General features: G+C 59.3%; 26 protein-coding genes. 15 read left to right on the plus strand and 11 right to left on the minus strand.

The window, feature by feature from the left end:
• Positions 1-128: 128 nt before the first annotated feature.
• The 12 genes from ACM6IR_RS00725 to ACM6IR_RS00780 all read left to right on the plus strand — a co-directional run bounded on the left by ACM6IR_RS00725 (position 129) and on the right by ACM6IR_RS00780 (position 14,780).
• A complete protein-coding gene (locus ACM6IR_RS00725; protein ID WP_414905919.1) occupies positions 129-1,535 on the plus strand; it encodes an amino acid permease in 1,407 nt (468 codons plus the stop codon).
• Positions 1,536-1,555: 20 nt separating this feature from the next.
• A complete protein-coding gene (gene hutI, locus ACM6IR_RS00730) occupies positions 1,556-2,761 on the plus strand; it encodes an imidazolonepropionase (protein ID WP_414905920.1) in 1,206 nt (401 codons plus the stop codon).
• Positions 2,762-2,771: 10 nt separating this feature from the next.
• Positions 2,772-3,575, plus strand: a complete 804-nt coding sequence (gene hutG / locus ACM6IR_RS00735; protein ID WP_414905921.1) for an N-formylglutamate deformylase — start codon at positions 2,772-2,774, stop codon at positions 3,573-3,575.
• A gap of 245 nt (positions 3,576-3,820) precedes the next feature.
• Positions 3,821-4,768: a choline ABC transporter substrate-binding protein gene (locus ACM6IR_RS00740; RefSeq protein ID WP_414905922.1), complete on the plus strand. Its 948-nt coding sequence runs from the start codon at positions 3,821-3,823 to the stop codon at positions 4,766-4,768.
• A 78-nt stretch (positions 4,769-4,846) separates the two neighbouring features.
• Positions 4,847-5,764 carry an alpha/beta hydrolase gene (locus tag ACM6IR_RS00745; protein WP_414905923.1) on the plus strand — a complete coding sequence of 306 codons (918 nt, stop codon included), beginning with the start codon at positions 4,847-4,849 and terminating at the stop codon, positions 5,762-5,764.
• 105 nt (positions 5,765-5,869) lie between these two features.
• Complete coding sequence (gene pip, locus ACM6IR_RS00750; RefSeq protein WP_414905924.1) at positions 5,870-6,841, plus strand: prolyl aminopeptidase; 972 nt, start codon at positions 5,870-5,872, stop codon at positions 6,839-6,841.
• On the plus strand, positions 6,838-7,275 hold the full coding sequence (gene dtd, locus ACM6IR_RS00755; RefSeq protein WP_414905925.1) for a D-aminoacyl-tRNA deacylase: 438 nt from the start codon (positions 6,838-6,840) through the stop codon (positions 7,273-7,275). Before pip ends, dtd begins: the two co-directional genes overlap by 4 nt.
• Positions 7,276-7,594: 319 nt before the next feature.
• Positions 7,595-9,409: a glucan biosynthesis protein G gene (locus ACM6IR_RS00760; RefSeq protein WP_414905926.1), complete on the plus strand. Its 1,815-nt coding sequence runs from the start codon at positions 7,595-7,597 to the stop codon at positions 9,407-9,409.
• Positions 9,402-11,972: a glucans biosynthesis glucosyltransferase MdoH gene (gene mdoH / locus ACM6IR_RS00765; protein ID WP_414905927.1), complete on the plus strand. Its 2,571-nt coding sequence runs from the start codon at positions 9,402-9,404 to the stop codon at positions 11,970-11,972. The genes ACM6IR_RS00760 and mdoH overlap by 8 nt, the downstream gene beginning before the upstream one ends.
• Positions 11,973-12,164: 192 nt before the next feature.
• Positions 12,165-12,962: a transporter substrate-binding domain-containing protein gene (locus ACM6IR_RS00770; RefSeq protein ID WP_414906024.1), complete on the plus strand. Its 798-nt coding sequence runs from the start codon at positions 12,165-12,167 to the stop codon at positions 12,960-12,962.
• Positions 12,963-13,093: 131 nt separating this feature from the next.
• Complete coding sequence (locus ACM6IR_RS00775) at positions 13,094-14,053, plus strand: amino acid ABC transporter permease (RefSeq protein ID WP_414905928.1); 960 nt, start codon at positions 13,094-13,096, stop codon at positions 14,051-14,053.
• Positions 14,046-14,780, plus strand: coding sequence for an amino acid ABC transporter ATP-binding protein (locus ACM6IR_RS00780; RefSeq protein ID WP_414905929.1), 735 nt, complete (start codon positions 14,046-14,048; stop codon positions 14,778-14,780). The genes ACM6IR_RS00775 and ACM6IR_RS00780 overlap by 8 nt, the downstream gene beginning before the upstream one ends.
• 343 nt (positions 14,781-15,123) lie before the next feature.
• Here the strand turns inward: ACM6IR_RS00780 and ACM6IR_RS00785 are convergent, their stop codons facing one another.
• The 9 genes from ACM6IR_RS00785 to ubiE form a co-directional block, all read right to left on the minus strand.
• Positions 15,124-15,831 carry a 16S rRNA (uracil(1498)-N(3))-methyltransferase gene (locus ACM6IR_RS00785; protein WP_414905930.1) on the minus strand — a complete coding sequence of 236 codons (708 nt, stop codon included), beginning with the start codon at positions 15,829-15,831 and terminating at the stop codon, positions 15,124-15,126.
• Complete coding sequence (gene tatC, locus ACM6IR_RS00790; protein ID WP_414905931.1) at positions 15,828-16,622, minus strand: twin-arginine translocase subunit TatC; 795 nt, start codon at positions 16,620-16,622, stop codon at positions 15,828-15,830. Before tatC ends, ACM6IR_RS00785 begins: the two co-directional genes overlap by 4 nt.
• The gene (gene tatB / locus ACM6IR_RS00795) at positions 16,619-17,068 is read right to left on the minus strand and encodes a Sec-independent protein translocase protein TatB (protein WP_414905932.1); all 450 of its coding nucleotides are present in this window, start codon (positions 17,066-17,068) and stop codon (positions 16,619-16,621) included. The genes tatC and tatB overlap by 4 nt, the downstream gene beginning before the upstream one ends.
• Positions 17,069-17,078: 10 nt before the next feature.
• On the minus strand, positions 17,079-17,357 hold the full coding sequence (locus tag ACM6IR_RS00800) for a twin-arginine translocase TatA/TatE family subunit (RefSeq protein WP_201115288.1): 279 nt from the start codon (positions 17,355-17,357) through the stop codon (positions 17,079-17,081).
• Positions 17,358-17,382: 25 nt separating this feature from the next.
• Positions 17,383-17,715 carry a phosphoribosyl-ATP diphosphatase gene (locus ACM6IR_RS00805; protein ID WP_007899279.1) on the minus strand — a complete coding sequence of 111 codons (333 nt, stop codon included), beginning with the start codon at positions 17,713-17,715 and terminating at the stop codon, positions 17,383-17,385.
• Complete coding sequence (gene hisI / locus ACM6IR_RS00810; protein ID WP_414905933.1) at positions 17,708-18,109, minus strand: phosphoribosyl-AMP cyclohydrolase; 402 nt, start codon at positions 18,107-18,109, stop codon at positions 17,708-17,710. The genes ACM6IR_RS00805 and hisI overlap by 8 nt, the downstream gene beginning before the upstream one ends.
• Before the next feature lie 81 nt (positions 18,110-18,190).
• Positions 18,191-19,795, minus strand: coding sequence for a ubiquinone biosynthesis regulatory protein kinase UbiB (gene ubiB / locus ACM6IR_RS00815; RefSeq protein WP_414905934.1), 1,605 nt, complete (start codon positions 19,793-19,795; stop codon positions 18,191-18,193).
• Positions 19,792-20,415, minus strand: a complete 624-nt coding sequence (locus ACM6IR_RS00820) for an SCP2 domain-containing protein (RefSeq protein ID WP_414905935.1) — start codon at positions 20,413-20,415, stop codon at positions 19,792-19,794. Before ACM6IR_RS00820 ends, ubiB begins: the two co-directional genes overlap by 4 nt.
• Entirely contained in the window at positions 20,415-21,185 is a 771-nt protein-coding gene (gene ubiE / locus ACM6IR_RS00825) for a bifunctional demethylmenaquinone methyltransferase/2-methoxy-6-polyprenyl-1,4-benzoquinol methylase UbiE (RefSeq protein ID WP_414905936.1), read from the minus strand. Before ubiE ends, ACM6IR_RS00820 begins: the two co-directional genes overlap by 1 nt.
• 155 nt (positions 21,186-21,340) lie before the next feature.
• Here ubiE and ACM6IR_RS00830 point away from each other — a divergent pair, with 155 nt between their 5' ends.
• The 3 genes from ACM6IR_RS00830 to ACM6IR_RS00840 all read left to right on the plus strand — a co-directional run bounded on the left by ACM6IR_RS00830 (position 21,341) and on the right by ACM6IR_RS00840 (position 23,092).
• Positions 21,341-21,616 (plus strand): polyhydroxyalkanoic acid system family protein, encoded by a 276-nt coding sequence (locus ACM6IR_RS00830; protein ID WP_414905937.1) that lies wholly within the window; start codon positions 21,341-21,343, stop codon positions 21,614-21,616.
• A 245-nt stretch (positions 21,617-21,861) separates the two neighbouring features.
• Positions 21,862-22,284 (plus strand): phasin family protein, encoded by a 423-nt coding sequence (locus ACM6IR_RS00835; RefSeq protein ID WP_414905938.1) that lies wholly within the window; start codon positions 21,862-21,864, stop codon positions 22,282-22,284.
• 10 nt (positions 22,285-22,294) lie between these two features.
• Positions 22,295-23,092: a phasin family protein gene (locus tag ACM6IR_RS00840; protein ID WP_414905939.1), complete on the plus strand. Its 798-nt coding sequence runs from the start codon at positions 22,295-22,297 to the stop codon at positions 23,090-23,092.
• 187 nt (positions 23,093-23,279) lie between these two features.
• Here the strand turns inward: ACM6IR_RS00840 and ACM6IR_RS00845 are convergent, their stop codons facing one another.
• Together ACM6IR_RS00845 and phaC are read right to left on the minus strand one after the other, a co-directional pair.
• Entirely contained in the window at positions 23,280-23,900 is a 621-nt protein-coding gene (locus ACM6IR_RS00845; RefSeq protein WP_414905940.1) for a TetR/AcrR family transcriptional regulator, read from the minus strand.
• 59 nt (positions 23,901-23,959) lie between these two features.
• Positions 23,960-25,642: a class II poly(R)-hydroxyalkanoic acid synthase gene (gene phaC, locus ACM6IR_RS00850; protein ID WP_414905941.1), complete on the minus strand. Its 1,683-nt coding sequence runs from the start codon at positions 25,640-25,642 to the stop codon at positions 23,960-23,962.
• Positions 25,643-25,742: the final 100 nt, after the last annotated feature.

Here is a 25,742-nt window from a genome sequence, read left to right on the forward strand (position 1 = left end):
GTTGCTGCCTAGCTTGTAATGGCCTCTTCGCGAGCAGGCTCGCTCTCACAGGGATTACACAATCCCGTGTGGGGCGAGCCTGCTCGCGATTCGATTTTGCGTCGAATAAAAATAACGAAGGACGAGAGATGCAACAACCAGCCAAAGGTTTGAAACGCGGGCTCTCTGCCCGACATATTCGCTTCATGGCACTGGGGTCGGCGATCGGCACCGGGCTGTTTTACGGTTCTGCCTCGGCCATTCAAATGGCCGGGCCCGCGGTACTGCTTGCTTACCTGATCGGTGGCGCTGCCGTGTTCATGGTGATGCGCGCCCTCGGCGAGATGGCGGTGCACAACCCGGTGGCCGGTTCATTCGGTCAGTACGCCAGCACCTACTTGGGGCCGATGGCGGGCTTTATCCTCGGTTGGACCTATGCGTTTGAAATGGTCATCGTCGGAATGGCCGACGTCACTGCGTTCGGCATCTACATGGGGTTCTGGTTTCCGGAAGTCGCCCGCTGGGTCTGGGTGCTCGGCATCGTTTCGGTGGTCGGTGGCTTGAACCTGTGCAATGTCAAAGTCTTCGGGGAAATGGAGTTCTGGTTGTCGCTGCTCAAGGTGGCGGCCATCGTCGCGATGATCCTTGGCGGCTTCGGCATCATGCTGTTTGGCATCAGCAGCGCCCCCGGTGCCCAAGCGACCGACATCAGCAACCTCTGGACCCAGGGCGGCTTCATGCCCCATGGCATGGGCGGTCTGATCGCTTCGTTCGCGGTAGTGATGTTTGCATTTGGCGGCATTGAAATCATTGGCGTGACCGCCGGTGAGGCCAAAGACCCGCAGCACGTGTTGCCTCGGGCGATCAATGCCGTGCCGTTGCGCATCTTGCTGTTCTACGTGCTGACAATGGTAGTGCTGATGTCGATCTTCCCATGGCAGCAGATTGGCAGCCAAGGCAGCCCGTTCGTGCAGATTTTCGACAACCTGGGTATCAGCTCGGCGGCGACCATCCTCAACATCGTGGTGATTTCGGCGGCGGTGTCGGCGATCAACAGTGACATCTTCGGCGCGGGCCGCATGATGTATGGCCTGGCTCAGCAAGGGCACGCACCGAAAGGCTTCGCCAGTTTGTCGCGCAACGGCGTGCCGTGGCTGACCGTGGTGGTGATGAGTTGTGCGCTGTTGTTGGGCGTGCTGCTGAATTACCTGATACCGGAAAACGTATTCCTGCTGATCGCCTCCATCGCGACCTTCGCCACGGTATGGGTCTGGCTGATGATTCTGTTCACCCAGGTGGCCATGCGTCGCTCCATGAGTGCCGAGCAAGTCAAACAGTTGAAATTCCCGGTACCGTTCTGGCCTTATGCGCCGATGGCGGCGATTGCCTTCATGCTGTTCGTCTTCGGCGTGCTGGGTTATTTCCCGGACACCCAGGCGGCTCTGATCGTTGGCGTGGTCTGGATTGTGTTGCTGGTGCTGGCCTACCTGACGTGGGTAAAACCGGCGGCAGGGAAGGCCGTACCGGTGGAGCAGGCACCTTCTTTTTCTCATTGATAACCTAACGGAGGCCAAGGATGAAAACTCTCTGGCAACACTGTCACGTCGCAACCATGGCGCAAGGCGTCTACTCGATCATCGAGGATGCGGCCATCGTGACGTCCGGTGCGCACATTGAGTGGGTCGGCCCACGCGCTGAACTGCCGGCTGGCGAATACCCGACCGTCAACGACTTGAAAGGCGCCTGGGTGACCCCGGGCCTCATCGACTGCCACACTCATACGGTGTTTGGTGGTAACCGCAGCGGTGAGTTCGAACAACGCCTGCAAGGCGTCAGTTATGCAGAAATAGCAGCGGCGGGTGGCGGCATCGCCAGCACGGTGCGCGCCACTCGCGCGGCCACCGAAGACGAATTGTTCGCCAGCGCCGCCAAGCGTCTGAAAAGCTTGATGCGTGACGGCGTGACCACGGTCGAGATGAAGTCCGGCTACGGGCTCGACCTGGCCAGCGAACGCAAGATCCTGCGGGTCGTGCGCCGTCTCGGCGCCGAACTGCCGGTCAGCGTACGCAGCACCTGCCTGGCCGCGCACGCATTGCCGCCGGAATATGCCGATCGCGCTGACGACTACATTGATCACATCTGCGCTGAAATGCTTCCGGCCCTGGCGGCCGAGGGTTTGGTGGATGCGGTGGATGCGTTTTGCGAGTACCTGGCGTTTTCGCCAGCACAGGTCGAACGCGTGTTCATCACCGCACAGAAACTCGGCTTGCCAGTGAAGCTGCACGCCGAGCAACTGTCGTCGCTGCACGGTTCGAGTCTGGCGGCGCGTTACCACGCGCTGTCGGCCGATCATCTGGAGTTCATGACCGAAGACGACGCCATCGCGATGGCCGAGGCCGGAACTGTTGCGGTACTGCTCCCGGGGGCTTTCTATTTCCTGCGGGAAACCCAATTGCCGCCGATGGATGCCCTGCGCAAACACGGGGTGAAAATCGCCATCGCCAGCGACCTCAACCCCGGCACCTCGCCAGCGCTGTCGTTGCGCTTGATGCTGAACATGGCCTGCACCTGCTTCCGTATGACTCCGGAAGAAGCCTTGGCGGGCGCGACCATACATGCCGCCACCGCGCTGGGCATGGCTGACACCCACGGTTCGCTGGAAGCCGGCAAGGTCGCAGACTTTGTGGCCTGGCAAATCGATCGTCCCGCCGACCTGTCGTACTGGTTGGGCGGTGACCTGGAAAAACGCGTCGTGCGTCACGGCGTCGAAACGAGCGTTTAGGAGAACAGTTGTGGATAAGGTTCTGAACTTCAAACAAGGCCGCGTGCCCCTGCTGATCAGCATGCCCCACGCCGGTCTGCGCCTGACCCCCGCGGTCGAAGCCGGGTTAATCGCCGATGCCCGCAGTCTGCCGGATACCGACTGGCACATCCCCACGCTTTATGAGTTCGCCGCCGAACTGGGTGCCAGTACGTTGGCTGCCGAGTATTCGCGTTTCGTCATCGATCTGAACCGACCGTCCGACGATAAGCCTCTGTATGTCGGCGCTACCACCGGCCTGTACCCGGCAACACTGTTCGACGGCATTCCGTTGTTCCGTGAGGGCATGGAACCGTCGGCGGAGGAACGTGCGACGTATCTGGAACAGGTCTGGACGCCATATCACAGCACATTGCAGAACGAGTTGGCGCGACTGAAGGCCGAGTTTGGCTACGCGCTGCTGTTCGATGCGCACTCGATCCGCTCGATCATTCCGCATCTGTTCGACGGCAAATTGCCGGACTTCAACCTCGGCACGTTCAACGGCGCCAGTTGCGATCCTCAGTTGGCGACTCAACTGGAAGCGATTTGTGCACGTCACGGCGATTACAGCCACGTGCTGAACGGTCGCTTCAAGGGCGGCCACATCACCCGGCATTACGGCAATCCGGCCGAAAACATCCATGCGGTGCAACTGGAGTTGGGTCAGTGCACGTACATGGAAGAGTTCGAGCCGTTCCGCTATCGCCCAGACCTGGCCGCGCCGACGCAGGTGGTGCTCAAGGAATTGTTGCAAGGACTGTTGGCCTGGGGTGAAAAGCACTACAACGCATAACCCTGTGGGAGCGAACTTGCTCGCGATGAGGCCGTGTCAGTCACAGAGATGTTGAATGACAGACCGCTATCGCGAGCAAGCTCGCTCCCACAGGTTGTTGGTAGTCGTCTCGATATTGGGTCGTCTCCGTGCAAAACACCGTCGCTACAGTTCGCTTTTAGTCTCGTGCGGCTGCGTAATGTTCCAGGCACGGTGCACAAAGACACCGGGCCCATAACAATCCGCTGCCGCACGAGACCCTCCCGATGAAACGACTGTTCACCCGCTGTCTCTCAATCCTCTGCGGCACTGCTCTTCTGAGCACCAGCGTCCTGGCCAATGATGACGCTTCCTGCAAGGCCGTGCGCATGGGCGTGGTCAACTGGACCGACGTGATCGCCACCAGTGGCATGGCCGATGTGTTGCTCAATGGCCTCGGCTACGAAAGCAAGCAAACCAGTGCCGTGCAGCAAATCATCTTCGCCGGCATCCGCGACAAGCGTCTCGATATCTTCCTTGGTTACTGGAAACCGGCGATGGACAAAAACATCGCCCCGTTCGTGGCCGCCAATCAAGTGAAAGTCATGGAAAAGCCGAGCCTGGCAGACGCTCAGGCGACCCTCGCCGTACCTGCGTACGTCGCCGAAGCGGGTCTGAAAACCTTCTCCGATATCGCCAAGTTCAAGGATCAGCTCGGCGGCAAGATCTACGGCATCGAGCCTGGCAGCGGGGCCAACACCATCATCAAAACCATGATCGAGACCAATCGCTTTGGCTTGAAGGACTTCAAGCTGATCGAGTCGGGTGAGGCCGGCATGCTGGCTGCCGTTCAGCGAGCGGTGAATCGCAAGGAGTTTGTAGTATTTGTCGGTTGGACCCCGCATCCGATGAACATCAACATGAAAATCGCCTACCTGACGGGCAGTGAAGACGTCTATGGGCCGAACGAAGGCGCAGCGACCGTTTCCACTGTTACCGCCCCGGATTACGCCGAGCGCTGCCCAAACGTCAATCGCCTGCTGGAGAACCTGACCTTCACTGCGTCCCAGGAAAGCCAGTTGATGGTGCCGATCATGGAGCGCAAGACGCCGCAGGACGTGGCCAAACAGTGGCTGCGCGATCATCCGCAAGATTTGCAACGCTGGCTCGCGGGCGTCAGCAGTTTCGATGGCAAGGATGGGGTCGCCACCGTTCAGGCCAGTTTGAAAAAATGACACCAGAACCTGTGGGCGCGAGCTTGCTCGCTCCCACAGGGGGGTGACCCACATATCCCCTGAACGGGCACCAGGCTCATGGCTCCTTATCCGCTTTCCAGGCAGATGACAGCGTTCGTCGATAAAACCGTCAGTTTCAATAGTACCGACAGCAGTCTCGAAGGTTTGCGCCAGGCCTATGGCGAGATGTGCCGGGCGTTCACCCCGTCACGTCCCGCCGGGTTGCATGTGGTCGATTTCGAATTGGCTGGCGTGGCGGCGAGGTCTTATCAACCGACCGCTTCGTCGCCGACCGACGGTTGCCCATGCATCGTGTATCTGCACGGCGGCGGCTGGGTGGTGGGAGATCTGGACTCCCACGACTTCATTTGTGCCGAACTGGCGTCGACACTCGGGGTGTTGGTGATCGCCGTCGATTATCGACTGGCACCGGAGCATCCGTTCCCGGCGGCATTCAATGACTGTCTCAGTGTGTGGCGAGCATTGCGCACGGGGCCGTTTCGGCTTGATCCCAAGCGCACATTGGTGGCCGGGGACAGCGCCGGCGGCAATCTCGCTGCCGCGCTTTGCCTGGCCTTGCGTGATGCAGGCGAGCCATTGCCGGCTGCACAGGTTCTGATTTACCCAGGTTTGGGAAGTGATCACACGTTACCTTCACGCAGCGAATGCATCGATGCCCCGTTGCTCAGCAGCAGCGATGTGGATTGTTATCACGCCTTGTATTTACCCGATACCCGACAGCCAGGGGCCTATGCGATGCCGTTGCTGGCCAGCGACTTCAGTGGCTTGCCGCCAGCGTTGGTCGCCGTGGCGCAATTCGATCCGTTGCGCGACGACGGCGTGGTTTTCGCCGAGCGATTGAACGCCGCTGGCGTGGTGGCGACGCTTTATTACGGCGAGGGGCTGGTTCACGGTTGTTTGCGGGCGCGGGGCCAGGTCGCCGAGGTGGACTTGCTCTATGAAACCCTGCTCGGGTATCTGGCGGCAAAACTCTGACGCTGCAACGGGCATGCTCATTGACGTAATTCGGGTTTATGATGCCGGACGGCAGAATAATAGAAGTCCCCCCAGGGATGACCTCGACCCCTTACGGAGCGCGCAATGCAGACTTTGTACCCGCAGATCAAACCCCACGCCCGGCACGATCTGGCCGTCGATGACACTCACACGCTGTACGTCGACGAAAGCGGTTCACCGAAAGGTTTGCCCGTCGTATTCATCCACGGCGGCCCCGGCGCCGGGTGCGATGCACAAAGCCGTCGTTATTTTGATCCCAACCTGTACCGCATTGTCACTTTCGACCAGCGTGGCTGTGGTCGCTCCACGCCCCACGCCAATCTGGAAAACAACACCACCTGGGATCTGGTCGCCGACCTTGAGCGCATTCGTAAGCACCTGGGTATTGAAAAGTGGGTGTTATTTGGCGGCTCCTGGGGTTCAACCCTGGCCCTTGCCTACGCGCAAACCCATCCGGAGCGTGTGCACGGTCTGATTCTGCGCGGGATTTTCCTCTGTCGTCCGCAGGAAATCGAATGGTTCTATCAGGCCGGCGCGAGCCGTCTGTTTCCCGATTACTGGCAGGACTACATCGCACCGATCCCGCTGGACGAGCGCGACGACTTGCTCAGCGCTTTCCACAAGCGCCTGATCGGCAACGATCAAATTGCCCAGATGCACGCGGCCAAGGCCTGGTCTACCTGGGAAGGCCGGACCGCCACCCTGCGCCCGAACCCGATGGTGGTCGATCGCTTCTCTGAGCCACAGCGCGCGTTGTCCATCGCTCGCATCGAATGTCACTACTTCACCAACAATGCGTTCCTCGAGGCGAACCAGCTGATCCGCGACATGGGCAAGATCGCCCATTTGCCCGGCGTGATCGTGCATGGTCGCTACGACGTGATCTGCCCGCTGGATAACGCCTGGGAACTGCACCAGAACTGGCCGAACAGTGAATTGCAGGTGATCCGTGATGCCGGCCATGCCGCCTCCGAGCCCGGTATTACGGATGCACTGGTTCGCGCCGCCGATCAGATGGCCCATCGTCTGCTCGACCTGGCCCCTGAAGAAGCATGAAGGGTCTGCTGCAACGCGTGCGTGGCGCGCGAGTCGAGGTAGCGGGGGAGGTGGTTGGCGCAGTCGATCAGGGTTTGTTGGTATTGGTGGCGGTCGAACCCGAAGACTCTCGGGCGAGCGCCGACAAACTTCTGCATAAGCTGCTTAACTATCGAGTGTTCAGTGACGCAGAGGGCAAGATGAATCTGTCCCTGGCGGATGTAGGCGGTGGGTTGCTGCTGGTCTCACAGTTCACCCTGGCCGCCGACACTAAAAGCGGGTTGCGCCCGAGTTTTTCGACCGCTGCCCCACCAGCCCTGGGCGAGGAGCTTTTCGACTATCTATTAAGTAAGGCGAAACAGGTGCATGGCACTGTGGCATCAGGTAGATTCGGCGCGGATATGCAGGTGCACCTGGTCAATGATGGCCCGGTAACCTTCCTGTTACAGACCTGAAAGCGCTTAAAACGTCTTTTTAAGCCCTTTTCGACTGTAAACAGGGGGTTTTCGCGATAAATACTTGGTTGCCCTGATGCGTTGTAACGCGGCCTACTAGATAATCGCGCGCTACGGGGATCAGCGTTCGTTGGTCCGTTTGACTTAGGTAGAGACTTGTCCTGGACCGTTTGGGGAATCATTTAGCCCCATCGGAGTCGGAATAATGCTCGCCAACTTGGCAAGAGTGGTCTGTAGGGGCGGTTTTTTTATGCAGCCTGCCTCACGGGCCCTTTAACTGGCCGTTGGTTTTTTGATCTGTTTTCGGCGAGGGTTGCTCGTGATTGTTAGTCCCTGTAATGCACCAAAATTGTCTGCCAAACGGTTTCGAAGCGCACTGGTAGCGGGCTCTGCACTGCTCTGCCTGTTCAGCGCCGGCCAGCTTTGGGCATTCGATCTGGATGATGTGTCGGCCAAGGCAAAAGAGCTGGCCGGGCAGAAATACGAAGCTCCGCGCAGTAACCTGCCGAACGAATTCCGCGAGATGAAATTCGCGGACTATCAAAAAATTCGCTTCCTGACCGAAAAAGCCGAGTGGGCCGATCAGAAAACCCCGTTCAAGCTGTCGTTCTATCACCAGGGTATGCATTTCGATACACCGGTGAAAATCAACGAAATCACGGCTAACGCCGTCGAAGAGATCAAGTACGACCCAAGTCGTTTCGATTTCGGCGACCTGAAATTCGATCCTAAAGCCACCGAACAGCTGGGTTATGCCGGTTTCCGTGTGCTGTTCCCGATCAACAAGGCCGACAAGCAAGACGAAATCATGACCATGCTCGGCGCGAGTTACTTCCGCGTTGTCGGTAAAGGCCAAACGTATGGTTTGTCCGCTCGCGGCATGGCCATCGACACCGCATTACCGTCCGGCGAAGAATTCCCGCGTTTCACCGAGTTCTGGATTCAACAGCCAAAACCGGGCGACAAGCACCTGGTGATTTTCGCCTTGCTGGATTCGCCTCGCGCTACCGGCGCCTATCGCCTGATTCTGCGTCCGGGCAGCGACACCGTTGTCGACGTCAAAGCCCAGATGTTCCTGCGTGACAAAGTCACCAAGCTGGGTGTTGCACCGCTGACCAGCATGTACCTGTTCGGCGCCAACCAGCCGTCCAAGGTGCTGAACTATCGTCGCGAACTACACGATTCCAGCGGTCTGTCGATCCATGCCGGCAACGGCGAGTGGATCTGGCGCCCACTGAACAACCCGAAACACCTGGCCGTGAGCAACTTCTCGATTGAAAATCCGCGCGGTTTTGGCCTGCTGCAACGTGGCCGTGACTTCAGCCACTACGAAGACCTCGACGACCGCTACGACAAGCGTCCAAGCGCCTGGATCGAGCCAAACGGCGATTGGGGCAAGGGCTCCGTCGATCTGGTAGAGATTCCGACCGCCGACGAAACCAACGACAATATCGTTGCGTTCTGGAGCCCGGAAAAGCTGCCTGAGCCTGGTCAGCCACTGGACGTCGCTTATCGCATGCACTGGACCACCGACGAAGCTGCTATCCACGCGCCGGACAGCGCTTGGGTCAAGCAAACGCTGCGTTCCACCGGTGACGTGAAGCAGTCCAATCTGATCCGTCAGCCGGACGGCACCGTCGCTTATCTGGTGGACTTCGAAGGCCCGTCCCTCGCGGCGTTGCCGCCAGAGGCGGACGTTCGCAGCCAGGTCAGCGTTGGCGACAATGCCGAACTGGTCGAGAACAGCGTGCGTTACAACCCTGAGACCAAGGGCTGGCGCCTGACGCTGCGCATGAAGATCAAAGACCCGGGCAAGTCCACCGAGATGCGTGCTGCACTGGTCCAGAATATCGTGCCAGCCGACCTCGCCAAGACCTCGCTACCGCTGTCCAATTCTTCTGTTGCCAAGGCCGATAAGGTCGCTGCCAAGCAACAAGAGAAAGAGGACAAGGAAGCCAAGCAAGCTGAGGCCAAGCAGGCCGACGCCAAACCAGCCGCAGATGCCAAGGACAAGGCCAACAAAGACGCCAAGCAGCCTGCTGCTGCAAACGCGGCCCCAGCCACACCGGAATCGGCATCGACTGAAGAAGTCCTGACCGAGACCTGGAGCTATCAGTTGCCTGCCGATGAGTAATTCTCAAGTACAGCCAGAAACGCTTGCAGAGTATCTGGCGCATCTACCGATGACCGACGAGCAGCGCGCGGAACTCGCGGGCTGCTCGTCGTTCAGCGAACTGCACCAACGCCTGTCGTCCCAGGTGTTCGACGCCCCGACCGACGCCGCCCAGGCGTCGGTCGGCAAACGCCTGACCCTGAATACCGCCGAAGAGTTGCAGGACGCCGAAATGCTGGTGCTCGACACCAGCGGTCGCGTTTGCCTCAAGGCGACACCGCCGATCCGTCGGACCAAGGTCGTGCCGGAGCCGTGGCGCACCAACATTCTGGTGCGTGGCTGGCGTCGTCTGACCGGTCGCACCAACCCGCCGGCGCCGCCGAAGGATGAGCGCGTATTGCCGGCCGCCCGCTGGCGCACCGTCGGTTCGATCCGTCGCTACATTCTGTTGATACTGATGCTCGGCCAGACCATCGTTGCCGGCTGGTACATGAAAGGCATCATGCCGTATCAGGGCTGGTCGTTCGTCGACCTGAACGAAGTCCTGCATCAACCACTGACGCAAACGGCCACGCAAGTGCTGCCGTATGCACTGCAAACCAGCATCCTGATTCTGTTCGGGATTCTGTTCTGCTGGGTATCGGCCGGTTTCTGGACGGCCCTGATGGGCTTCCTCGAACTGCTCACGGGGCACGATAAATACCGTATTTCCGGTAAAAGTGCCGGCAACGAGCCCATCGCCAAGGACGCGCGCACCGCACTGGTGATGCCGATCTGCAACGAAGACGTGCCCCGTGTGTTTGCCGGTCTGCGGGCGACCTTTGAGTCGGTTGCGGCCACAGGTGATCTGGATCGCTTCGACTTCTTCGTTCTCAGTGACAGCAACGACGCCGATATCTGTGTCGCCGAACAGCAGGCCTGGCTGGACGTCTGCCGCGAAGCCAAAGGCTTCGGCAAGATTTTCTATCGCCGCCGTCGCCGTCGTGTAAAACGTAAAAGCGGCAACCTCGACGACTTCTGCCGTCGCTGGGGCGGTGACTACAAATACATGGTTGTGCTCGATGCCGACTCCGTGATGAGCGGCGAATGCCTGACCAGTCTGGTGCGCTTGATGGAAGCCACCCCGGACGCCGGGATCATCCAGACCGCGCCACGTGCGTCGGGCATGGACACCCTTTATGCGCGTATGCAGCAGTTCGCGACCCGTGTTTACGGTCCGTTGTTCACCGCCGGCCTGCACTTCTGGCAGTTGGGCGAATCCCACTACTGGGGCCACAACGCGATCATTCGCATGAAGCCGTTCATCGAGCATTGCGCCTTGGCGCCGTTGCCCGGTAAAGGCGCGTTCGCCGGTGCGATTCTGTCCCACGACTTCGTCGAAGCCGCGCTGATGCGCCGTGCGGGCTGGGGCGTGTGGATTGCCTACGACTTGCCGGGTAGCTATGAAGAATTGCCGCCGAACCTGCTGGACGAACTCAAGCGTGACCGTCGCTGGTGCCACGGTAACCTGATGAACTTCCGGCTGTTCCTGGTCAAGGGCATGCACCCGGTGCACCGTGCGGTGTTTCTGACTGGCGTGATGTCTTATTTGTCGGCACCGTTGTGGTTCTTCTTTCTGGTGCTGTCGACGGCGCTGCTGGCGGTCAACACACTGATGGAACCGCAGTACTTCCTCGAACCCCGCCAGCTTTATCCGCTGTGGCCACAATGGCACCCGGACAAGGCGATTGCGCTGTTCTCGACCACGATCGTGTTGCTGTTCCTGCCGAAGTTGCTGAGCATCATCCTGATCTGGGCCAAGGGTGCAAAAGAGTTCGGCGGCAAGTTCAAGGTGACCTTGTCGATGCTGCTGGAGATGCTGTTCTCGATGCTGCTGGCACCGGTGCGGATGATTTTCCACACCCGTTTCGTGCTTGCTGCGTTCCTCGGCTGGGCCGCGACCTGGAATTCGCCACAACGTGACGACGACTCCACGCCGTGGAGCGAAGCGGTCAAGCGCCACGGTCCGCAAACCTTGCTGGGCTTCTTCTGGGCCTTGCTGGTGATCTGGCTGAATCCAAGCTTCCTCTGGTGGCTGGTGCCGATCGTCGGTTCGTTGATGCTGTCGATTCCGGTGTCGGTAATTTCCAGCCGTGTCGGTTTGGGCCTGAAGTCCCGTGATGAGAGCCTGTTCCTGATCCCTGAGGAATACAATCCGCCACAGGCGTTGCAGGCGACGGACCAATACACCCATGAAAACCGTTATCACGCGCTGAAAGACGGCTTCATCCGCTCGGTGGTCGATCCACAGCAGAACGCCCTGGCGTGCTCGCTGGCGACTTCGCGCCATGGTCAGGCAGAGCCGATCGAATGGTTGCGGGTCGAACGGGTTCGCCATGCATTGAAAGCCGGGCCTGACGGCCTGAACAACAATGAGCGTGTGCAACTGTTGAGCGACCCGGTGGCCTTGGCTCGCTTGCATGAGCAGGTCTGGAGCGAGGGCCACTCCGAGTGGCTGCAAGCCTGGCGTAAATCGGTGAAAGCCGATCCCCATGCGCCGTTGCTGCCGCTCAAGCCACTGGGCTCACAGCCTCAGATGGCATGACAAAAAGCCCCGCTTTAATAGCGGGGCTTTTTTTTGCCTGAACGTTGCCAAACACTTGTGAAAACGAATGAGTGCGTTAGGATCCGTCCCCGAATTGGTGCGCCCGGACAGCTTTCTGTTCGTATCTATCGGTTTTCTAAGGAAAACCGTCGATTGCGCGCCCCACAAAGCAATGAGTTTGGGGACATGATGATGAAGAAGTATCTCTCGATGCTGCTGGTTGGCGTCACGGCATTGGTTGCTGTCAGTACGGCACAGGCGGGTGCCATCGATGACGCGGTCAAGCGCGGTACGTTGAAAGTCGGCATGGACCCGACCTACATGCCGTTCGAGATGACCAACAAGCGTGGCGAAATCATCGGCTTCGAAGTCGATATCCTCAAAGCCATGGCGAAAGCGATGGGCGTCAAACTGGAGCTGGTCTCCACTGGCTATGACGGCATCATCCCGGCCCTGCTGACCGACAAGTTCGACATGATCGGCAGTGGCATGACCCTGACCCAGGAACGCAATCTGCGCCTGAACTTCAGCGAACCCTTCATCGTGGTCGGCCAGACCCTGCTGATCCGCAAGGAGCTGGAGGGCACCATCAAGTCCTATAAAGACCTGAACAGCGCCGACTATCGCATCACGTCCAAGCTCGGTACCACTGGAGAGATGGTCGCTAAAAAACTGATCGCCAAAGCCAAATACCATGGCTACGACAATGAGCAGGAAGCCGTGCTCGACGTGGTCAACGGCAAGGCCGACGCGTTCATCTACGACGCGCCTTACAACGTTGTGGCGGTTAACAAGGCCGGTGCTGGCAAACTGCTGTTCCTGGACAAGCCGTTCACCTACGAGCCGTTGGCCTTCGGACTGAAAAAAGGTGATTACGACAGCATCAACTTCATCAACAACTTTCTGCACCAGATCCATGAAGACGGCACCTACGATCGCATTCATGACAAGTGGTTCAAAGACACCGCTTGGCTCAAGGACATGGAATAAGGCTCGGTCAGATAGACCGCGTGGTCCCATTCGCGAGCAGGCTCGCTCCCACACTGGATCTGAATGTGGGAGCGAGCCTGCTCGCGAAGACGGCATCCCTGGCAACAAAGAATTCGGAACCCTCAGACTCAATGAAACAGAAAAAAGCCCAATGGCCGTGGCACGTATTGACCGTGCTAGTGCTGATCGGCCTGGCCGGCGCGTTGTATTACGCCACCTCGCTGATGTCCTACGAATGGCGCTGGAACCGTGTGCCGCAGTATTTTGCCTACCACGCCGAAGAGTCCCAGCGCGCCACGGATATTTCCACCGTCAGCGAGCTGGTGCGCAACGGCGATAAAGCCGAAGTTACCCTGCGCAATGAAGCGGGCGACGAGCAGCGCCTGACCGTCGACGACAACAGCCTGCAAGTGGCCCGAGGCGATGATGTGGCCGAAGGCGATGTGATCGGCGCGACACGGCATTGGGCCGCCGGACCGCTGATGTGGGGACTGTGGACCACCTTGTGGTTGTCTGTAGTGTCCGGCGTGCTCGGGCTGCTGATCGGCCTCGCGACGGGGCTGTGCCGTCTGTCAAACAACCCGACCCTGCGCGACCTTTCGACTATCTATGTCGAGCTGGTACGCGGCACACCGTTGCTGGTGCAGATCTTCATTTTCTACTTCTTCATCGGCACGGTGATGAACTTGTCCCGGGAATTGGCCGGGATCGCCGCGTTGTCGCTGTTCACCGGTGCTTATGTGGCGGAAATCATCCGCTCCGGCGTGCAGTCGATCGCCCGTGGTCAGAACGAAGCGGCGCGCTCCCTTGGCTTGAGCGCGGGCCAGTCGATGCGCCACGTGGTGATGCCGCAAGCCTTGAAGCGCGTGCTGCCGCCATTGGCCGGGCAGTTCATCAGTCTGGTCAAGGACACTTCGCTGGTGTCGGTGATCGCGATTACCGAGCTGCTGAAAAGCGGTCGTGAAGTCATCACCACGTCGTTCTCGCCGTTCGAAATCCTGTTCTGCGTGGCCGGCCTGTATTTGTTGATCAACCTGCCGCTGTCGAAAATCGCCAGCCGGCTTGAGCGGAGGCTCGCACAAAGTGATTGAAGTCCGCGATCTGGTAAAAGTCTTCGACACCCGCGGCCAGGTAGTGCGCGCGGTGGATAACGTGTCCACCCACGTCGCCAAGGGCGAAGTACTGGTGGTGATCGGCCCGTCGGGTTCCGGCAAGTCGACCTTCCTGCGTTGCCTCAATGGCCTGGAAGCGTTCGACTCCGGTTCGGTCAGCATCGATGGCCTGCAACTGGCCGATCCGAAAACCGACGTCAACGCCTACCGCCGCGAAGTCGGCATGGTGTTCCAGCATTTCAACCTGTTCCCGCACATGACGGTCCTGGAAAACCTCTGCCTGGCCCAGAAAGTCGTGCGCAAGCGTGGCAAGAAGGAGCGTGAGGCCAAGGCGCTGGCCTTGCTGGAGAAGGTCGGTATCGCGCAGAAGGCCAATGAGTTTCCATCGCGCCTGTCCGGTGGCCAGCAACAGCGTGTGGCGATTGCCCGTGCATTGGCGATGGAACCCAAGGTCATGCTGTTCGATGAGCCAACCTCGGCCCTCGACCCGGAAATGGTCGGCGAAGTGCTGGACGTGATGAAGACCCTGGCCGTGGAAGGCATGACCATGGTCTGCGTCACTCACGAAATGGGCTTTGCGCGGGAAGTGGCGGATCGGGTGTTGTTTTTCGACCACGGCAAATTGCTGGAAGATGCCGCGCCGGCGGAGTTCTTCGATGCGCCGAAGGATCCGCGGGCTCAAGCGTTTTTGCGGCAGGTTCTCTAGCTTCAGCGCCTTTCAGGCCGCCATCGCGAGCAAGCTCGCTCCCACATAGGTTGTGTGATCGACACACATCCCTGCGGGAGCGAGCTTGCTTGCGATGGCATCACTTCCCGGTTCGAACCGAGGCACATGTTGGTTTTATGGGAGCTGTATCGGCAGTCGGACCGGAATTTGTAGGCGTGAGCGAATCACCTTGTGGCAAGGGAGCTTGTCGGAACGCCGCACCGTCCCGCACGGCTGCGCAGCAGTCGTAAAACAGGCAAATGCGGGTTTGCTGCCAAAAAGCGATGGCCGCTTCGCGCCCAAGCGGGAGCAAGCTCCCTCGCCACAATGACCGTGTTTTGCTTTAGAAGAGGCGGGCCAGGAGTGCCGTGACCGCGGTTTCGACCCGCAGGATGCGCTCGCCGAGTTGCACCGGTTGCAGGCCGGCCTTGCCCAGCAGGTCGATCTCGTAGGGGATCCAGCCACCTTCCGGGCCGATGGCCAGAGTCACCGGTTCGTCCAGGCCACGAGGGCAGGGCGGGTAATTGCCGGGGTGACCGACCAGGCCGAGGGTGCCGTCGGTAATCGCCGGCAGACGGTCTTCCACGAAGGGTTTGAAACGCTTTTCGATGACGATGTCCGGCAGCACGCTGTCCCGCGCCTGCTCGAGGCCGAGGATCAACTGCTCGCGGATGGCCTCGGGTTCCAGAAACGGGGTTTGCCAGAAGCTCTTCTCGACGCGATAGCTGTTCACCAGCACGATGCGCGGCACACCCATGGCTGCTACGGTCTGAAACACCCTGCGCAGCATTTTCGGCCTTGGCAGGGCCAGTATCAGGGTCAGCGGTAGCTTGGCTGGTGGCGATTGGTCGAGGGTGACGCACAACTCGGCTTCATCGGCCTCCAGACGCAGCAATTGGGCAGAGCCCATCAGGCCGCCAATACGTCCGACTCGCAGGCTATCGCCAACAACCGAACGGTGAACTTCCTGCATGTGGGTCAACCGGCGATCGCGCAGGATGACCCTGTCGGCCGCAATGAAGTCGGCCTCTTCGAGGAGCAACACATTCACGGCTGGGTCGCTGGCGGCTGGTCGTTGTGATCGTCGGCCGGCTGGTCATCCGGGTGCTCGCCGCGTTTGCTGATCAAGCCGCCGAACAGCACGCCGATTTCAAACAGCAGCCACATCGGGACGGCCAACAAGGTCTGCGAGAAGATGTCCGGAGGCGTCAGGATCATGCCGACCACAAAGCAACCGATCACTACATAGGGGCGGATTTTCTTCAGGTATTTGACGTCGACCACGCCAATCCACACCAGCAGCACCACGGCCACCGGTATTTCGAACGCCACGCCGAAGGCAAAAAACAGCGTCATGACGAAATCGAGGTAACTGGTGATGTCGGTCATCATTTCCACGCCGGCCGGGGTGGCGGAGGCGAAGAATTTGAAGATCAGCGGGAACACCAGGTAATAGGCGAACGCCATGCCGGTGTAGAACAGCGCGATGCTGGATATCAGCAATGGCACCGCAATGCGCTTCTCATGCTTGTACAGGCCCGGTGCGATGAAGCCCCAGATCTGATGCAGGATCACCGGAATCGCCAGGAACAGCGAGACCATCATGGTCAACTTCAGTGGCGTCAGGAACGGCGACGACACGTCGGTGGCGATCATCGTCGCGCCGGCCGGCAAGTAGGCGCGTAGCGGCGTGGAGACGAAGGTGTAGATCTGCTGGGTGAAAGCGAACAACCCGGCGAAGATGACGAAAATCGCCGCTACACAGCGCAGCAGGCGGGTACGCAACTCGGTGAGGTGCGAAACCAGCGGCATGTGCTGGTCGTTTTCAGGGAGATCGCTCATGGGGCTCGCGGCGGCAATGTTGGGTCGTTAGGGGCCGGCGCAACAGGCGCAGCCGCAGGTGTAACAGGTTCAACCGGAGTCGTAGCCGCAGCGGCTGAAGGCTGCGCAGCCGCTACAACAGGTGCAGGCTCGGCGGCTGGAGCATGAGTCGTCTGCTCCGCCACCGGTTCGACCGTTTGAACCGGTGTAGCTTCCTGCTGAGTCGGCGTGAAGATTTTCCGCGCCTCCTGCTCCAAAGACAGAATGTGCTCGTTATGCAGTTGCCGACGAATCTCGTCGGCACCGATTTCACGTTCAACTTCCTGTTTGATTGCGTTGAAACTGCGCTTCAGACGCCCGATCCAAAGGCCGGCGGTGCGCGCAGCACCCGGCAGACGCTCGGGGCCCAGCACTAGCAGGGCAACGAGGCCGACGAGCAGCAGTTCAGAGAAGCTGATACCAAACATTAGTCAGTGCTCACACGTCTTTGCGGATCGGCTCTTCGACTTTTTGTGCCTGCACGTCGATGGTGTGCGGCTGGTTCACAGACTGTGTGGCTTGTGGCTGAACAGGCGGAACCGGTTGGGCCGGGGTCACCGTCGGGTCGACCGGCTTTTCTTCATCGTTCATGGCTTTGCGAAAGCCCTTGATCGTCTCGCCCACGTCAGTGCCGAGGTTTTTCAGTTTTTTGGTGCCGAACACCAGTACGACAACAACCAGGATGACGATCCAGTGTTTCCAGTCAAAAATGCCCATGTTGCTGCTCCTCTCTAATAATTGTTCAGGCGGACGGGCGCGAGGCTTTCTCGGCGTGTCCGGAGAGACCGAAACGACGGTCCAGTTCATCGAGTACAGCCTGTGGATGCTGCCCCAATTGGGCGAGCATGACCATGCTGTGGAACCACAAATCGGCGGTTTCGTAGATCACATCGCTGCAGTCACCGCTGATGGCGGCGTCCTTGGCGGCAATGATGGTTTCGACCGACTCTTCGCCGACTTTTTCCAGAATCTTGTTCAAGCCCTTGTGGTACAGGCTGGCGACATACGAACTGTCGGCGGCAGCGCCTTTACGCTCTTCCAGCACCTGGGCCAGACGGGTAAGAGTGTCACTCATGTGCGTGTCCTGAGGAATAGATAGCGTGCGGGTCTTTCAGAACCGGATCGACGGTTTTCCAGTCGCCGTTCTCGAAGACACGATAGAAGCAGCTCTGGCGGCCGGTATGGCAAGCGATATCGCCGATTTGCTCGACCATCAGGATGATCACATCGGCGTCACAGTCCAGGCGCATCTCATGCAAAACCTGCACGTGGCCGGACTCTTCGCCCTTGCGCCACAGCTTGCCACGGGAGCGCGACCAGTAGATGGCGCGGTTCTCGGCAGCCGTCAGTTCCAGCGCTTCGCGGTTCATCCAGGCCATCATCAGGACGCGCCCGGTCTTATGATCCTGGGCAATTGCCGGCACCAGGCCATCGGCGTCCCACTTGATCTCGTCCAGCCAGTTTTTCATCTTCGACTCCGACAGCGGGCCCGACACTACAATTAGTCAGGCCCAACGTTGAAACAGTGTGCCAGTACGCAGCACAACTGGCTATCGGCGAACGACCAGATACAAACCAACGGCCATCATGATTCCGGCCGGCCAGTAAGCCAGTTCGTTCAGCGGCCCGCCCACGGCCAGTATTGCACCGCCCGCCAGGTGAGCGGTGCCAAGCAGCCGCAGGAACCAGTCATCACGGCGCCGATGCCACGGTGGTGGCGGTTCGTAAGCCTGGGGGTGGGACATGCGCTCGAGCAGATCGCGAGCCATGTTGGCCAGGTGCGGCAGCTGTTCAAACTGGCTTTGCACGTTGCCGAGCAACGCTTTGGGGCTGACACGTTCCCTCATCCAGCGCTCGAGGAACGGCTGGGCGGTGTTCCACAGATCGAGATCCGGGTACAACTGACGGCCCAGACCTTCGATGTTCAGCAAGGTCTTTTGCAGCAATACGAGTTGTGGCTGCACTTCCATATTGAAGCGTCGAGCAGTCTGGAACAGGCGCATCAGCACCTGGCCAAAGGAAATGTCTTTTAACGGTTTTTCGAAGATCGGCTCGCAGACCGTCCGGATGGCTGCTTCGAATTCGTTGAGTTTGGTTTCCGCTGGCACCCAGCCCGAGTCGATGTGCAACTGCGCAACGCGGCGGTAATCACGCTTGAAAAACGCAAACAGGTTGCGCGCCAGGTAATCCTGGTCTTCCGGGGTCAGGCTGCCAACGATGCCGCAGTCGATCGCAATATATTGCGGGCTCCATGGGTTGACGGTGCTGACGAAGATGTTTCCGGGGTGCATGTCGGCGTGGAAGAAGCTATCGCGGAACACTTGGGTAAAGAAAATTTCCACGCCACGCTCGGCGAGCATTTTCATGTCGGTGCGCTGGTCGGCCAAGGTGGTCAGATCGGTGACCTGTATCCCGTAGATGCGCTCCATTACCAGCACTTTCGGCCGGCACCAGTCCCAGTAGACTTGTGGCACGTACAGCAGCGGCGAGCCATCGAAGTTGCGCTTCAGCTGGCTGGCGTTGGCCGCCTCGCGCAGCAGGTCGAGTTCGTCGTAGATGGTTTTCTCGTAGTCCTGGACCACGTCCACCGGGTGCAGCAAACGCGCGTCGGCCGAGAGTTTTTCGGCGGCACGGGCAAGGATGAACAGCCACGCCAGGTCCTGGGCGATGATCGGTTTCAGGCCGGGGCGAATGACTTTCACCACCACTTCTTCGCCGGTTTTCAGTTGCGCGGCGTGCACCTGCGCCACCGAGGCCGAGGCCAGTGGTTCAACGTCGAAACGACTGAAGACTTCGCTGATCTTTTTGCCCAGCTGCTCTTCGATCAGCTTGACCGACACTTGCGAGTCGAACGGTGGTACCCGGTCCTGCAATTTCATCAGTTCATCGGCGATGTCTTCCGGCAGCAGATCGCGGCGGGTGGACAGAATCTGTCCGAACTTGATGAAAATCGGTCCCAGGTCCTGCAATGCCAGGCGCAAACGCGCGCCACGGCTCAGGTCCAGCGTCTTGCGCGGGAACCAGCGCCACGGCAGTACGTAGCGCAGCGCCAGCAAAAACCACGGCAGCGGCAGGGCGAACAACAGGTCATCGAGACGGTAGCGGATCACAACGCGCTGGATGCGCAATAAACGGCGGACGGCAAGCAGCTTCATGCGTTATCGCTTGGGTCGAGGGATCGGGAAAGGCGCTCGAAACGCGCCTCGAGACGTTCCAGATCAAGCTTGATCTGGTCCAGTTCACTGAAGCGGGCTTCGGCTTCGCGCTGGCCGACGAGGGCGCGCGATTCTTCGGCCAGGTATTCGCCCAGATTTTGATTCAGGCTGGCGAAGCCCTGCTGGTACCAGCGTGCGCGGCTGCGCAGGTGACCGCCAACCAGGTGCGTAGCGATCGGGCCGAGCCAGCGTGCGAGTTCGTATTCCCAGTCCAGCTCGAGGTCCTGAAGGATCACCGCCAGTTCCAGCAATACGCCGCTGTCGCCGTCGAGTTCGACTTCAGGGGCGTGGAGAACCGAGGTCTTGTCCTTGCTCATCGCCAGTTTCAACAGGCTTGAGGCCGGCGCACGCAAGGTGCAGTCGGCGCCGGTTTCCCACTGGGAGGCGAGCATCAAGCCTTCGTCGCTGGGCAGGATGAACAGCTGTAACGCCGGGCTGCGGCAGTCGACGGCAATCACTTTGCCGCTCAAATGCGCCAGCCGTGGCAGCGCCGTGCTGTCGAGACGCAGCACCCGGTTCAGACCGAGCTCAACGCTGGCGAGCAGGCCGGCCAGCAACATCAGGGTTTGATGCCGCGGTGCAAGGCGACAATGCCGGCCGTCATGTTGTGATAGGTCACCCGGTCGAAACCGGCGTCGACCATCATGGACTTCAGGGTTTCCTGATTCGGGTGCATGCGGATCGATTCGGCCAGGTAGCGATAGCTTTCCGAGTCGTTGGTGATCAGCTTGCCCATCAGCGGCATGAAGGCGAACGAGTAGGCGTCGTAGGCTTTGGACATCAGTGCATTGGTCGGCTTGGAGAACTCCAGCACCAGCAAACGGCCGCCCGGTTTAAGCACGCGCAGCATCGAGCGCAGGGCGTCTTCTTTGTGGGTGACGTTGCGCAAGCCGAAGGCGATGGTCACGCAGTCGAAATGGTTGTCCGGGAACGGCAGCTTTTCAGCGTCGGCCTGAACGAACTCAACGTTGCCGGCGACACCCAGGTCCAGCAGGCGGTCACGACCGACCTTGAGCATGGATTCGTTGATGTCGGCCAACACCACCTGGCCGGTCGGGCCCACGAGGTGCGAGAACTTTTTGGTCAGGTCGCCCGTGCCACCGGCGATGTCCAGCACCCGGTTGCCCGTGCGCACGCCCGACAGTTCGATCGCGAAACGTTTCCACAGACGGTGCATGCCGCCCGACAGGAGGTCGTTCATCAAGTCGTACTTGGCGGCTACCGAGTGGAACACCTCAGCGACTTTTTCCGCTTTTTGGCTTTCCGGAACGTTTTTGAAACCGAAGTGAGTGGTGGGTTCGGCATCGCTGCCTTTGCGCTGATCAGTCATATCGCTGTCACCAGAAGAGAATGCGGGACATTCTAATCCCGGTGGCCTGCTTTGTCTTGGCAAGGCTGAAGGTAAGATAGGCAACCGCCGGGACGTTTTGCCGCACAGTCGGTCAAGATGCTTCAGGAAAGTATTCATAAAACAGGAGTCATTCGATGGCCCGTATTAGTGTTGAACGTGCCCACGGCCTGGGTAAGGAAGCGGCCCGCGAGAAGGCCGACAAGTTGGCGCAGAAACTGTCCGATCAATATGGCCTGGAGCCGCAGTGGTCCGGCGACACCCTGAACCTCAAGCGTTCAGGGGTTAAAGGCGCGGTGCATGTCAGCGAAGATTCGATCCGCGTCGATGTGGAGTTGGGCCTGATGATGTCGGCCATGAGTGGCATGATCAAATCGGAAATCGAAAGGGCTCTGGATAAAGCGTTGGTCTGATCGGTTCCTTCTTGAAACGCGATCCATGTGGGAGCGAGCCTGCTCGCGAAAGCGATCTTTCAGTCAACATCAATGTTGGATGTGAGGCCCCCTTCGCGAGCAGGCTCGCTCCCATAGTTTTTTATGGTGTGGCCGAAGGTTTATGTCAGTTGTTAGGGTGCCGTTTCTAATTTTTCTCCCTACTTTGTGCCTGAGCCCGACACTTCGCGGGCAGTTCCTCAAACCTTCTGCGCGTGAGGTGCACCATGGCCAAAGTTATTTTGAAGAAAAAAATCGACGCTTCGACTAATGCTCTGGGCGACGTCAAATCCTATGCCCGCAAGATCTGGCTGGCAGGCCTGGGTGCCTACACCAAGGTCGGTCAAGAGGGCAGCGACTACTTTCAAGAGCTGATCAAAGCGGGTCAAGCGGTTGAAAAGAAAGGCAAAAAAGTAGTTGCCGAAAAACTTGAAGCCGCTAATGCCGAGATCGATGAAGCGAAGAGTGAAGTGAGCACTTTCAAAGGCCGGGTCGAAGTTCAACTCGACAAGGTCGAGAAGGCTTTTGACTCGCGTGTCGCAAGTACCTTGAATCGTATCGGCATTCCGTCTAAACATGACGTTGAGACACTCTCTGTCAAGCTCGATGAGCTGACGGCATTGCTCGAACGCGTCGCGCGTAAATCTTAAGGAGAACGGGATGGCTGGTAAAAAGAACACCGAAAAAGAAGGCAGCTCGTGGATCGGGAAAGTCGAAGACTACTCCCGCAAAATCTGGCTGGCTGGTTTAGGCGTGTACTCGAAGATCGACACTGACGGCAGCAAACTCTTCGATACATTGGTTAAAGACGGCGAGAAAGCCGAGAAGCTCACCAAGAGCGCTGTGAGCAAAAAAGTCGATGCCGCCAAGGACTCTGCTTCGTCGGCCAAGTCGCGCATCTCTGGCGTGAAAGATCGTGCGCTGGGCAAGTGGGATGAGTTGGAAGGCGCTTTCGACAAGCGCCTGAACAGCGCCATTTCGCGCCTGGGCGTACCGAGCCGCAACGAAGTCAAAGCGCTGCACAGCAAGGTCGATACCCTGACCAAGCAGATTGAAAAACTCACCGGTGCCAAGGTTGCGCCTGTTGCGGCTAAAACCGCGGCGGCCAAACCGGCGGCTGCTAAACCAGCCACCAAAAGCGCCGCCAAGCCACTGGCCAAAGCTGCCGCTAAACCAGCAGCCAAAACTGCCGCAGCTAAACCTGCAGTAGCCAAGCCAGCGGCCAAACCGGTTGCGGCAAAAGCGGCGGCTAAACCCGCAGCGGCCAAACCGGCGGCAGCGAAGAAGCCAGCGGTGAAAAAACCGGCAGCGCCGAAAGCTGCTGCACCAAAACCAGTAGTGGCCGCCGCCAAACCGGCACCAACCCCGGTCAGCACAGCGAACTCCGCTGCTGCACCGACCCCCACTGTTACCCCGACTGCCGCGCCAGCTCCATCGACGCCAACCAGTCAGTCCTGATTTCAGGGCTCAAAAAAAACGCCCGGCCTGCAAAGGTCGGGCGTTTTTGTTTGTGCACGGATTTGCGACCGCCACAGATCCAAATGTGGGAGCGAGCTTGCTCGCGAAGGCGGGGTATCAGACGACATCAGCGCTGAATGACACACCGCTTTCGCGAGCAGTGGAATTTGTTTATCCAGTGGCATTGTTATTCGTGTTCTTCGAGGTATTGAAGTGCCAACCGCTCGGTCGCGACCTTGATCGGCGGCAGCAAGTGCGGCGCCACCAGCATCATGATCTGGTAAACCACCAACCTGACCTCACCTTCACGATCCAGAATTCGCTGATAGTCCAACGAGAACAGCAGCGTCATGGTGATCTGCTCCACCAACTGCCCCAACGCCTGGGTGTCGCTGACCAACTGCCCTTTGGCCTTCAGCTGTGCCAGCAATGAAGCCAGTGTGCGCTTCAGGGCGTTGAGCAGATTGCGTATGCCCTTGGCCAGTTTCGGCAGGCGCCCGGCCAGGTTCGACAAGTCCTGGAACAGAAATCGATAATGGGCCAGGCGCTCGACGATCAGGTGCAGGAACAGCCAGTAATCTTCCGGTGCCAATTCCACGTCGGATGGCGGATCAAGCAGTGGTGTCAGCTCGCTCTGGAAGCGTTCGAACAGCCCCAGAATCAGCGGTTCCTTGCCGTGGAAGTGGTAGTAGAGATTGCCCGGGCTGATGCCCATTTCGTTAGCAACTTCCATGGTGGAAACGTTCGGTTCGCCCTTCTGGTTGAACAACTGCAGGGCACATTCGAGGATCCGGTCGCGGGTTTTCATCCAGTCTTCTTAGTGGTCGAGTCATGCCACGGCCGACCTCGGCCGTGGTGGGTGGAAAGTTAGCGCACGTGCACGTAAGTCCCGGGCGCAGCCTCCTGCGGTGGGTAGTTCTGGTTGCCGAGCGTCATCAGGGTTGCCTTTTGTGCGCCTGAGCGCTCCTGAATCCAGCTCAGCCATTGCGTCCACCAGCTACCGTCGACTTGCTTGGCGTCGTAGTACCAGGCCCGTGGGTCGCCACTCAGTTTCGTGCTCTCGACGTAATTGGCTTTCGGGTTGTTGGGCGGGTTGAGAATGCTCTGCACATGGCCGCTGTTGGACAGCACGAAGCGCCGCTCACCCCCCAGCAGCAGTGTCGAGCGATACACCGCATCCCATGGCGTGATGTGGTCGTTGATGCCGGCCACGCTGAAGCTGTCGACCGTGACCTTCTGCAAGTCGATCGGCGTGCCACACACTTCGAGTCCGCCAGGATGGCTCAGCGGGTTGTGCTTGAAGAAGTCCAGCAGATCGCCGTGGAGCGCTGCCGGCAGGCGCGTGCTGTCGCTGTTCCAGTAGAGGATGTCGAACGCCGGAGGCTCTTTGCCGAGCAGGTAGTTGTTGACGAAGTAGCTCCAGATCAAATCGTTGGGGCGCATCCAGGCGAAGACCTTGGCCATGTCGCGCCCGTCCAGCACGCCCTTCTGATAGGAGCGGCGCTTGGCCGCCTCCAGGGTTTGTTCGTCGGCGAAGAGCGTTGCGGGGCTGTCCATCTGGCTGTCGAGCAGGCTCACCAGGTACGTCGCGCTGGACACCCGTCGCAGTTGCCGCTTGGCCTGCAAATGGCCTTGCAGCGCGGCAATGGTCAGCCCGCCAGCGCAGGCGCCCATCAAATTCACTTCCCGAGCGCCGGTGATTGCCCGGCACACGTTCATCGCTTCTTCCACGGCTTCAACATACGTCGACAGACCCCATTCGCGGTGACGCACATCCGGGTTGCGCCAACTGATCATGAAGGTTTGCAGGCCGTTTTTCAGGGCGAACTGGACGAAGCTATTGCCAGGGCTCAGGTCGAAAATGTAGTACTTGTTGATCTGTGGCGGCACGACCAACAGGGGTTTGGAATACTGCTTTTCGCTCATCGGCTTGTACTGGATCAACTCCAGCAGTTCATTGCGAAACACGACGGAACCGGCGGTGGTTGCAACCGTTTTGCCGACTTCGAAAGCATGTTTGGTGACTTGTCGCGGCAGGCAGTCGTTGTGCAGCAAGTCGTCCACCAGATGGCCGAGCCCGCGCACCAGGCTGTTGCCGCCAGAGTTGAAGATCTCCTTGATCGCCAGTGGGTTGAGCAGGCTGTTGGACGGCGACACGGCGTCATTGAGCAAGGCGAAAGCGAAGTGGGCGCGGGCGCGATCTTCCGGGCTCATGGTGCTCTCGTCGATCCAGCTTTTTACCTGTTTCTGCCAGCTCAGGTAGGCCTGCAAACTGCGGCGATAAAAAGGGTTGAGACTCCACGCCGGATCGGCAAAGCGATTGTCCTGCGGGTTGGTCGGGTGCAGGGTTTCGCCCAACAGCACGCGGCCCAATTGACCGCCGAGCTTCAGGACGTGTCGGGCACTGTGCACCGGGTTGCGCAAACCATGGGCGGCAACACTGCGCAGGGTTGAAAACAGATCCCGACCATTTAAGCCGGTAATCGCACTCTGTGCGTTGATGAACGCGGCGGGAGTGGGTAAAAACTCCCTCGCTGGTTTTTCGCGCATGACTCAACACTCCTTCGTCTTCAGGCCAAATACAAATACACCGAACCAGAACACCATAGACGCTGTAACGGGTTGTTGCGCGGCGCGGCGTCCTGCCGAG

Source organism: Pseudomonas sp. IT-P253, from assembly GCF_949768125.1.
GTDB lineage: Bacteria > Pseudomonadota > Gammaproteobacteria > Pseudomonadales > Pseudomonadaceae > Aquipseudomonas.

What these genes read in the sequence shown, in the direction of transcription:
- ACM6IR_RS00820 (WP_414905935.1), bottom strand. Translation starts at nt 20,415, where the DNA reads ATGTTGCTGGCCGGCCTGCTCGCCAGCGTTGAGCTCGGTCTGAACCGG.
- ACM6IR_RS00770 (WP_414906024.1), top strand. Translation starts at nt 12,165, where the DNA reads ATGAAGAAGTATCTCTCGATGCTGCTGGTTGGCGTCACGGCATTGGTT.
- hutI (WP_414905920.1), top strand. Translation starts at nt 1,556, where the DNA reads ATGAAAACTCTCTGGCAACACTGTCACGTCGCAACCATGGCGCAAGGC.
- mdoH (WP_414905927.1), top strand. Translation starts at nt 9,402, where the DNA reads ATGAGTAATTCTCAAGTACAGCCAGAAACGCTTGCAGAGTATCTGGCG.
- ACM6IR_RS00775 (WP_414905928.1), top strand. Translation starts at nt 13,094, where the DNA reads ATGAAACAGAAAAAAGCCCAATGGCCGTGGCACGTATTGACCGTGCTA.
- ACM6IR_RS00740 (WP_414905922.1), top strand. Translation starts at nt 3,821, where the DNA reads ATGAAACGACTGTTCACCCGCTGTCTCTCAATCCTCTGCGGCACTGCT.
- hisI (WP_414905933.1), bottom strand. Translation starts at nt 18,109, where the DNA reads ATGAAAAACTGGCTGGACGAGATCAAGTGGGACGCCGATGGCCTGGTG.
- tatB (WP_414905932.1), bottom strand. Translation starts at nt 17,068, where the DNA reads ATGTTTGGTATCAGCTTCTCTGAACTGCTGCTCGTCGGCCTCGTTGCC.
- ACM6IR_RS00830 (WP_414905937.1), top strand. Translation starts at nt 21,341, where the DNA reads ATGGCCCGTATTAGTGTTGAACGTGCCCACGGCCTGGGTAAGGAAGCG.
- ACM6IR_RS00835 (WP_414905938.1), top strand. Translation starts at nt 21,862, where the DNA reads ATGGCCAAAGTTATTTTGAAGAAAAAAATCGACGCTTCGACTAATGCT.
- ACM6IR_RS00845 (WP_414905940.1), bottom strand. Translation starts at nt 23,900, where the DNA reads ATGAAAACCCGCGACCGGATCCTCGAATGTGCCCTGCAGTTGTTCAAC.
- ACM6IR_RS00745 (WP_414905923.1), top strand. Translation starts at nt 4,847, where the DNA reads ATGGCTCCTTATCCGCTTTCCAGGCAGATGACAGCGTTCGTCGATAAA.
- tatC (WP_414905931.1), bottom strand. Translation starts at nt 16,622, where the DNA reads ATGAGCGATCTCCCTGAAAACGACCAGCACATGCCGCTGGTTTCGCAC.
- pip (WP_414905924.1), top strand. Translation starts at nt 5,870, where the DNA reads ATGCAGACTTTGTACCCGCAGATCAAACCCCACGCCCGGCACGATCTG.
- dtd (WP_414905925.1), top strand. Translation starts at nt 6,838, where the DNA reads ATGAAGGGTCTGCTGCAACGCGTGCGTGGCGCGCGAGTCGAGGTAGCG.
- ubiE (WP_414905936.1), bottom strand. Translation starts at nt 21,185, where the DNA reads ATGACTGATCAGCGCAAAGGCAGCGATGCCGAACCCACCACTCACTTC.
- ACM6IR_RS00805 (WP_007899279.1), bottom strand. Translation starts at nt 17,715, where the DNA reads ATGAGTGACACTCTTACCCGTCTGGCCCAGGTGCTGGAAGAGCGTAAA.
- ACM6IR_RS00840 (WP_414905939.1), top strand. Translation starts at nt 22,295, where the DNA reads ATGGCTGGTAAAAAGAACACCGAAAAAGAAGGCAGCTCGTGGATCGGG.
- ubiB (WP_414905934.1), bottom strand. Translation starts at nt 19,795, where the DNA reads ATGAAGCTGCTTGCCGTCCGCCGTTTATTGCGCATCCAGCGCGTTGTG.
- ACM6IR_RS00725 (WP_414905919.1), top strand. Translation starts at nt 129, where the DNA reads ATGCAACAACCAGCCAAAGGTTTGAAACGCGGGCTCTCTGCCCGACAT.
- ACM6IR_RS00800 (WP_201115288.1), bottom strand. Translation starts at nt 17,357, where the DNA reads ATGGGCATTTTTGACTGGAAACACTGGATCGTCATCCTGGTTGTTGTC.
- phaC (WP_414905941.1), bottom strand. Translation starts at nt 25,642, where the DNA reads ATGCGCGAAAAACCAGCGAGGGAGTTTTTACCCACTCCCGCCGCGTTC.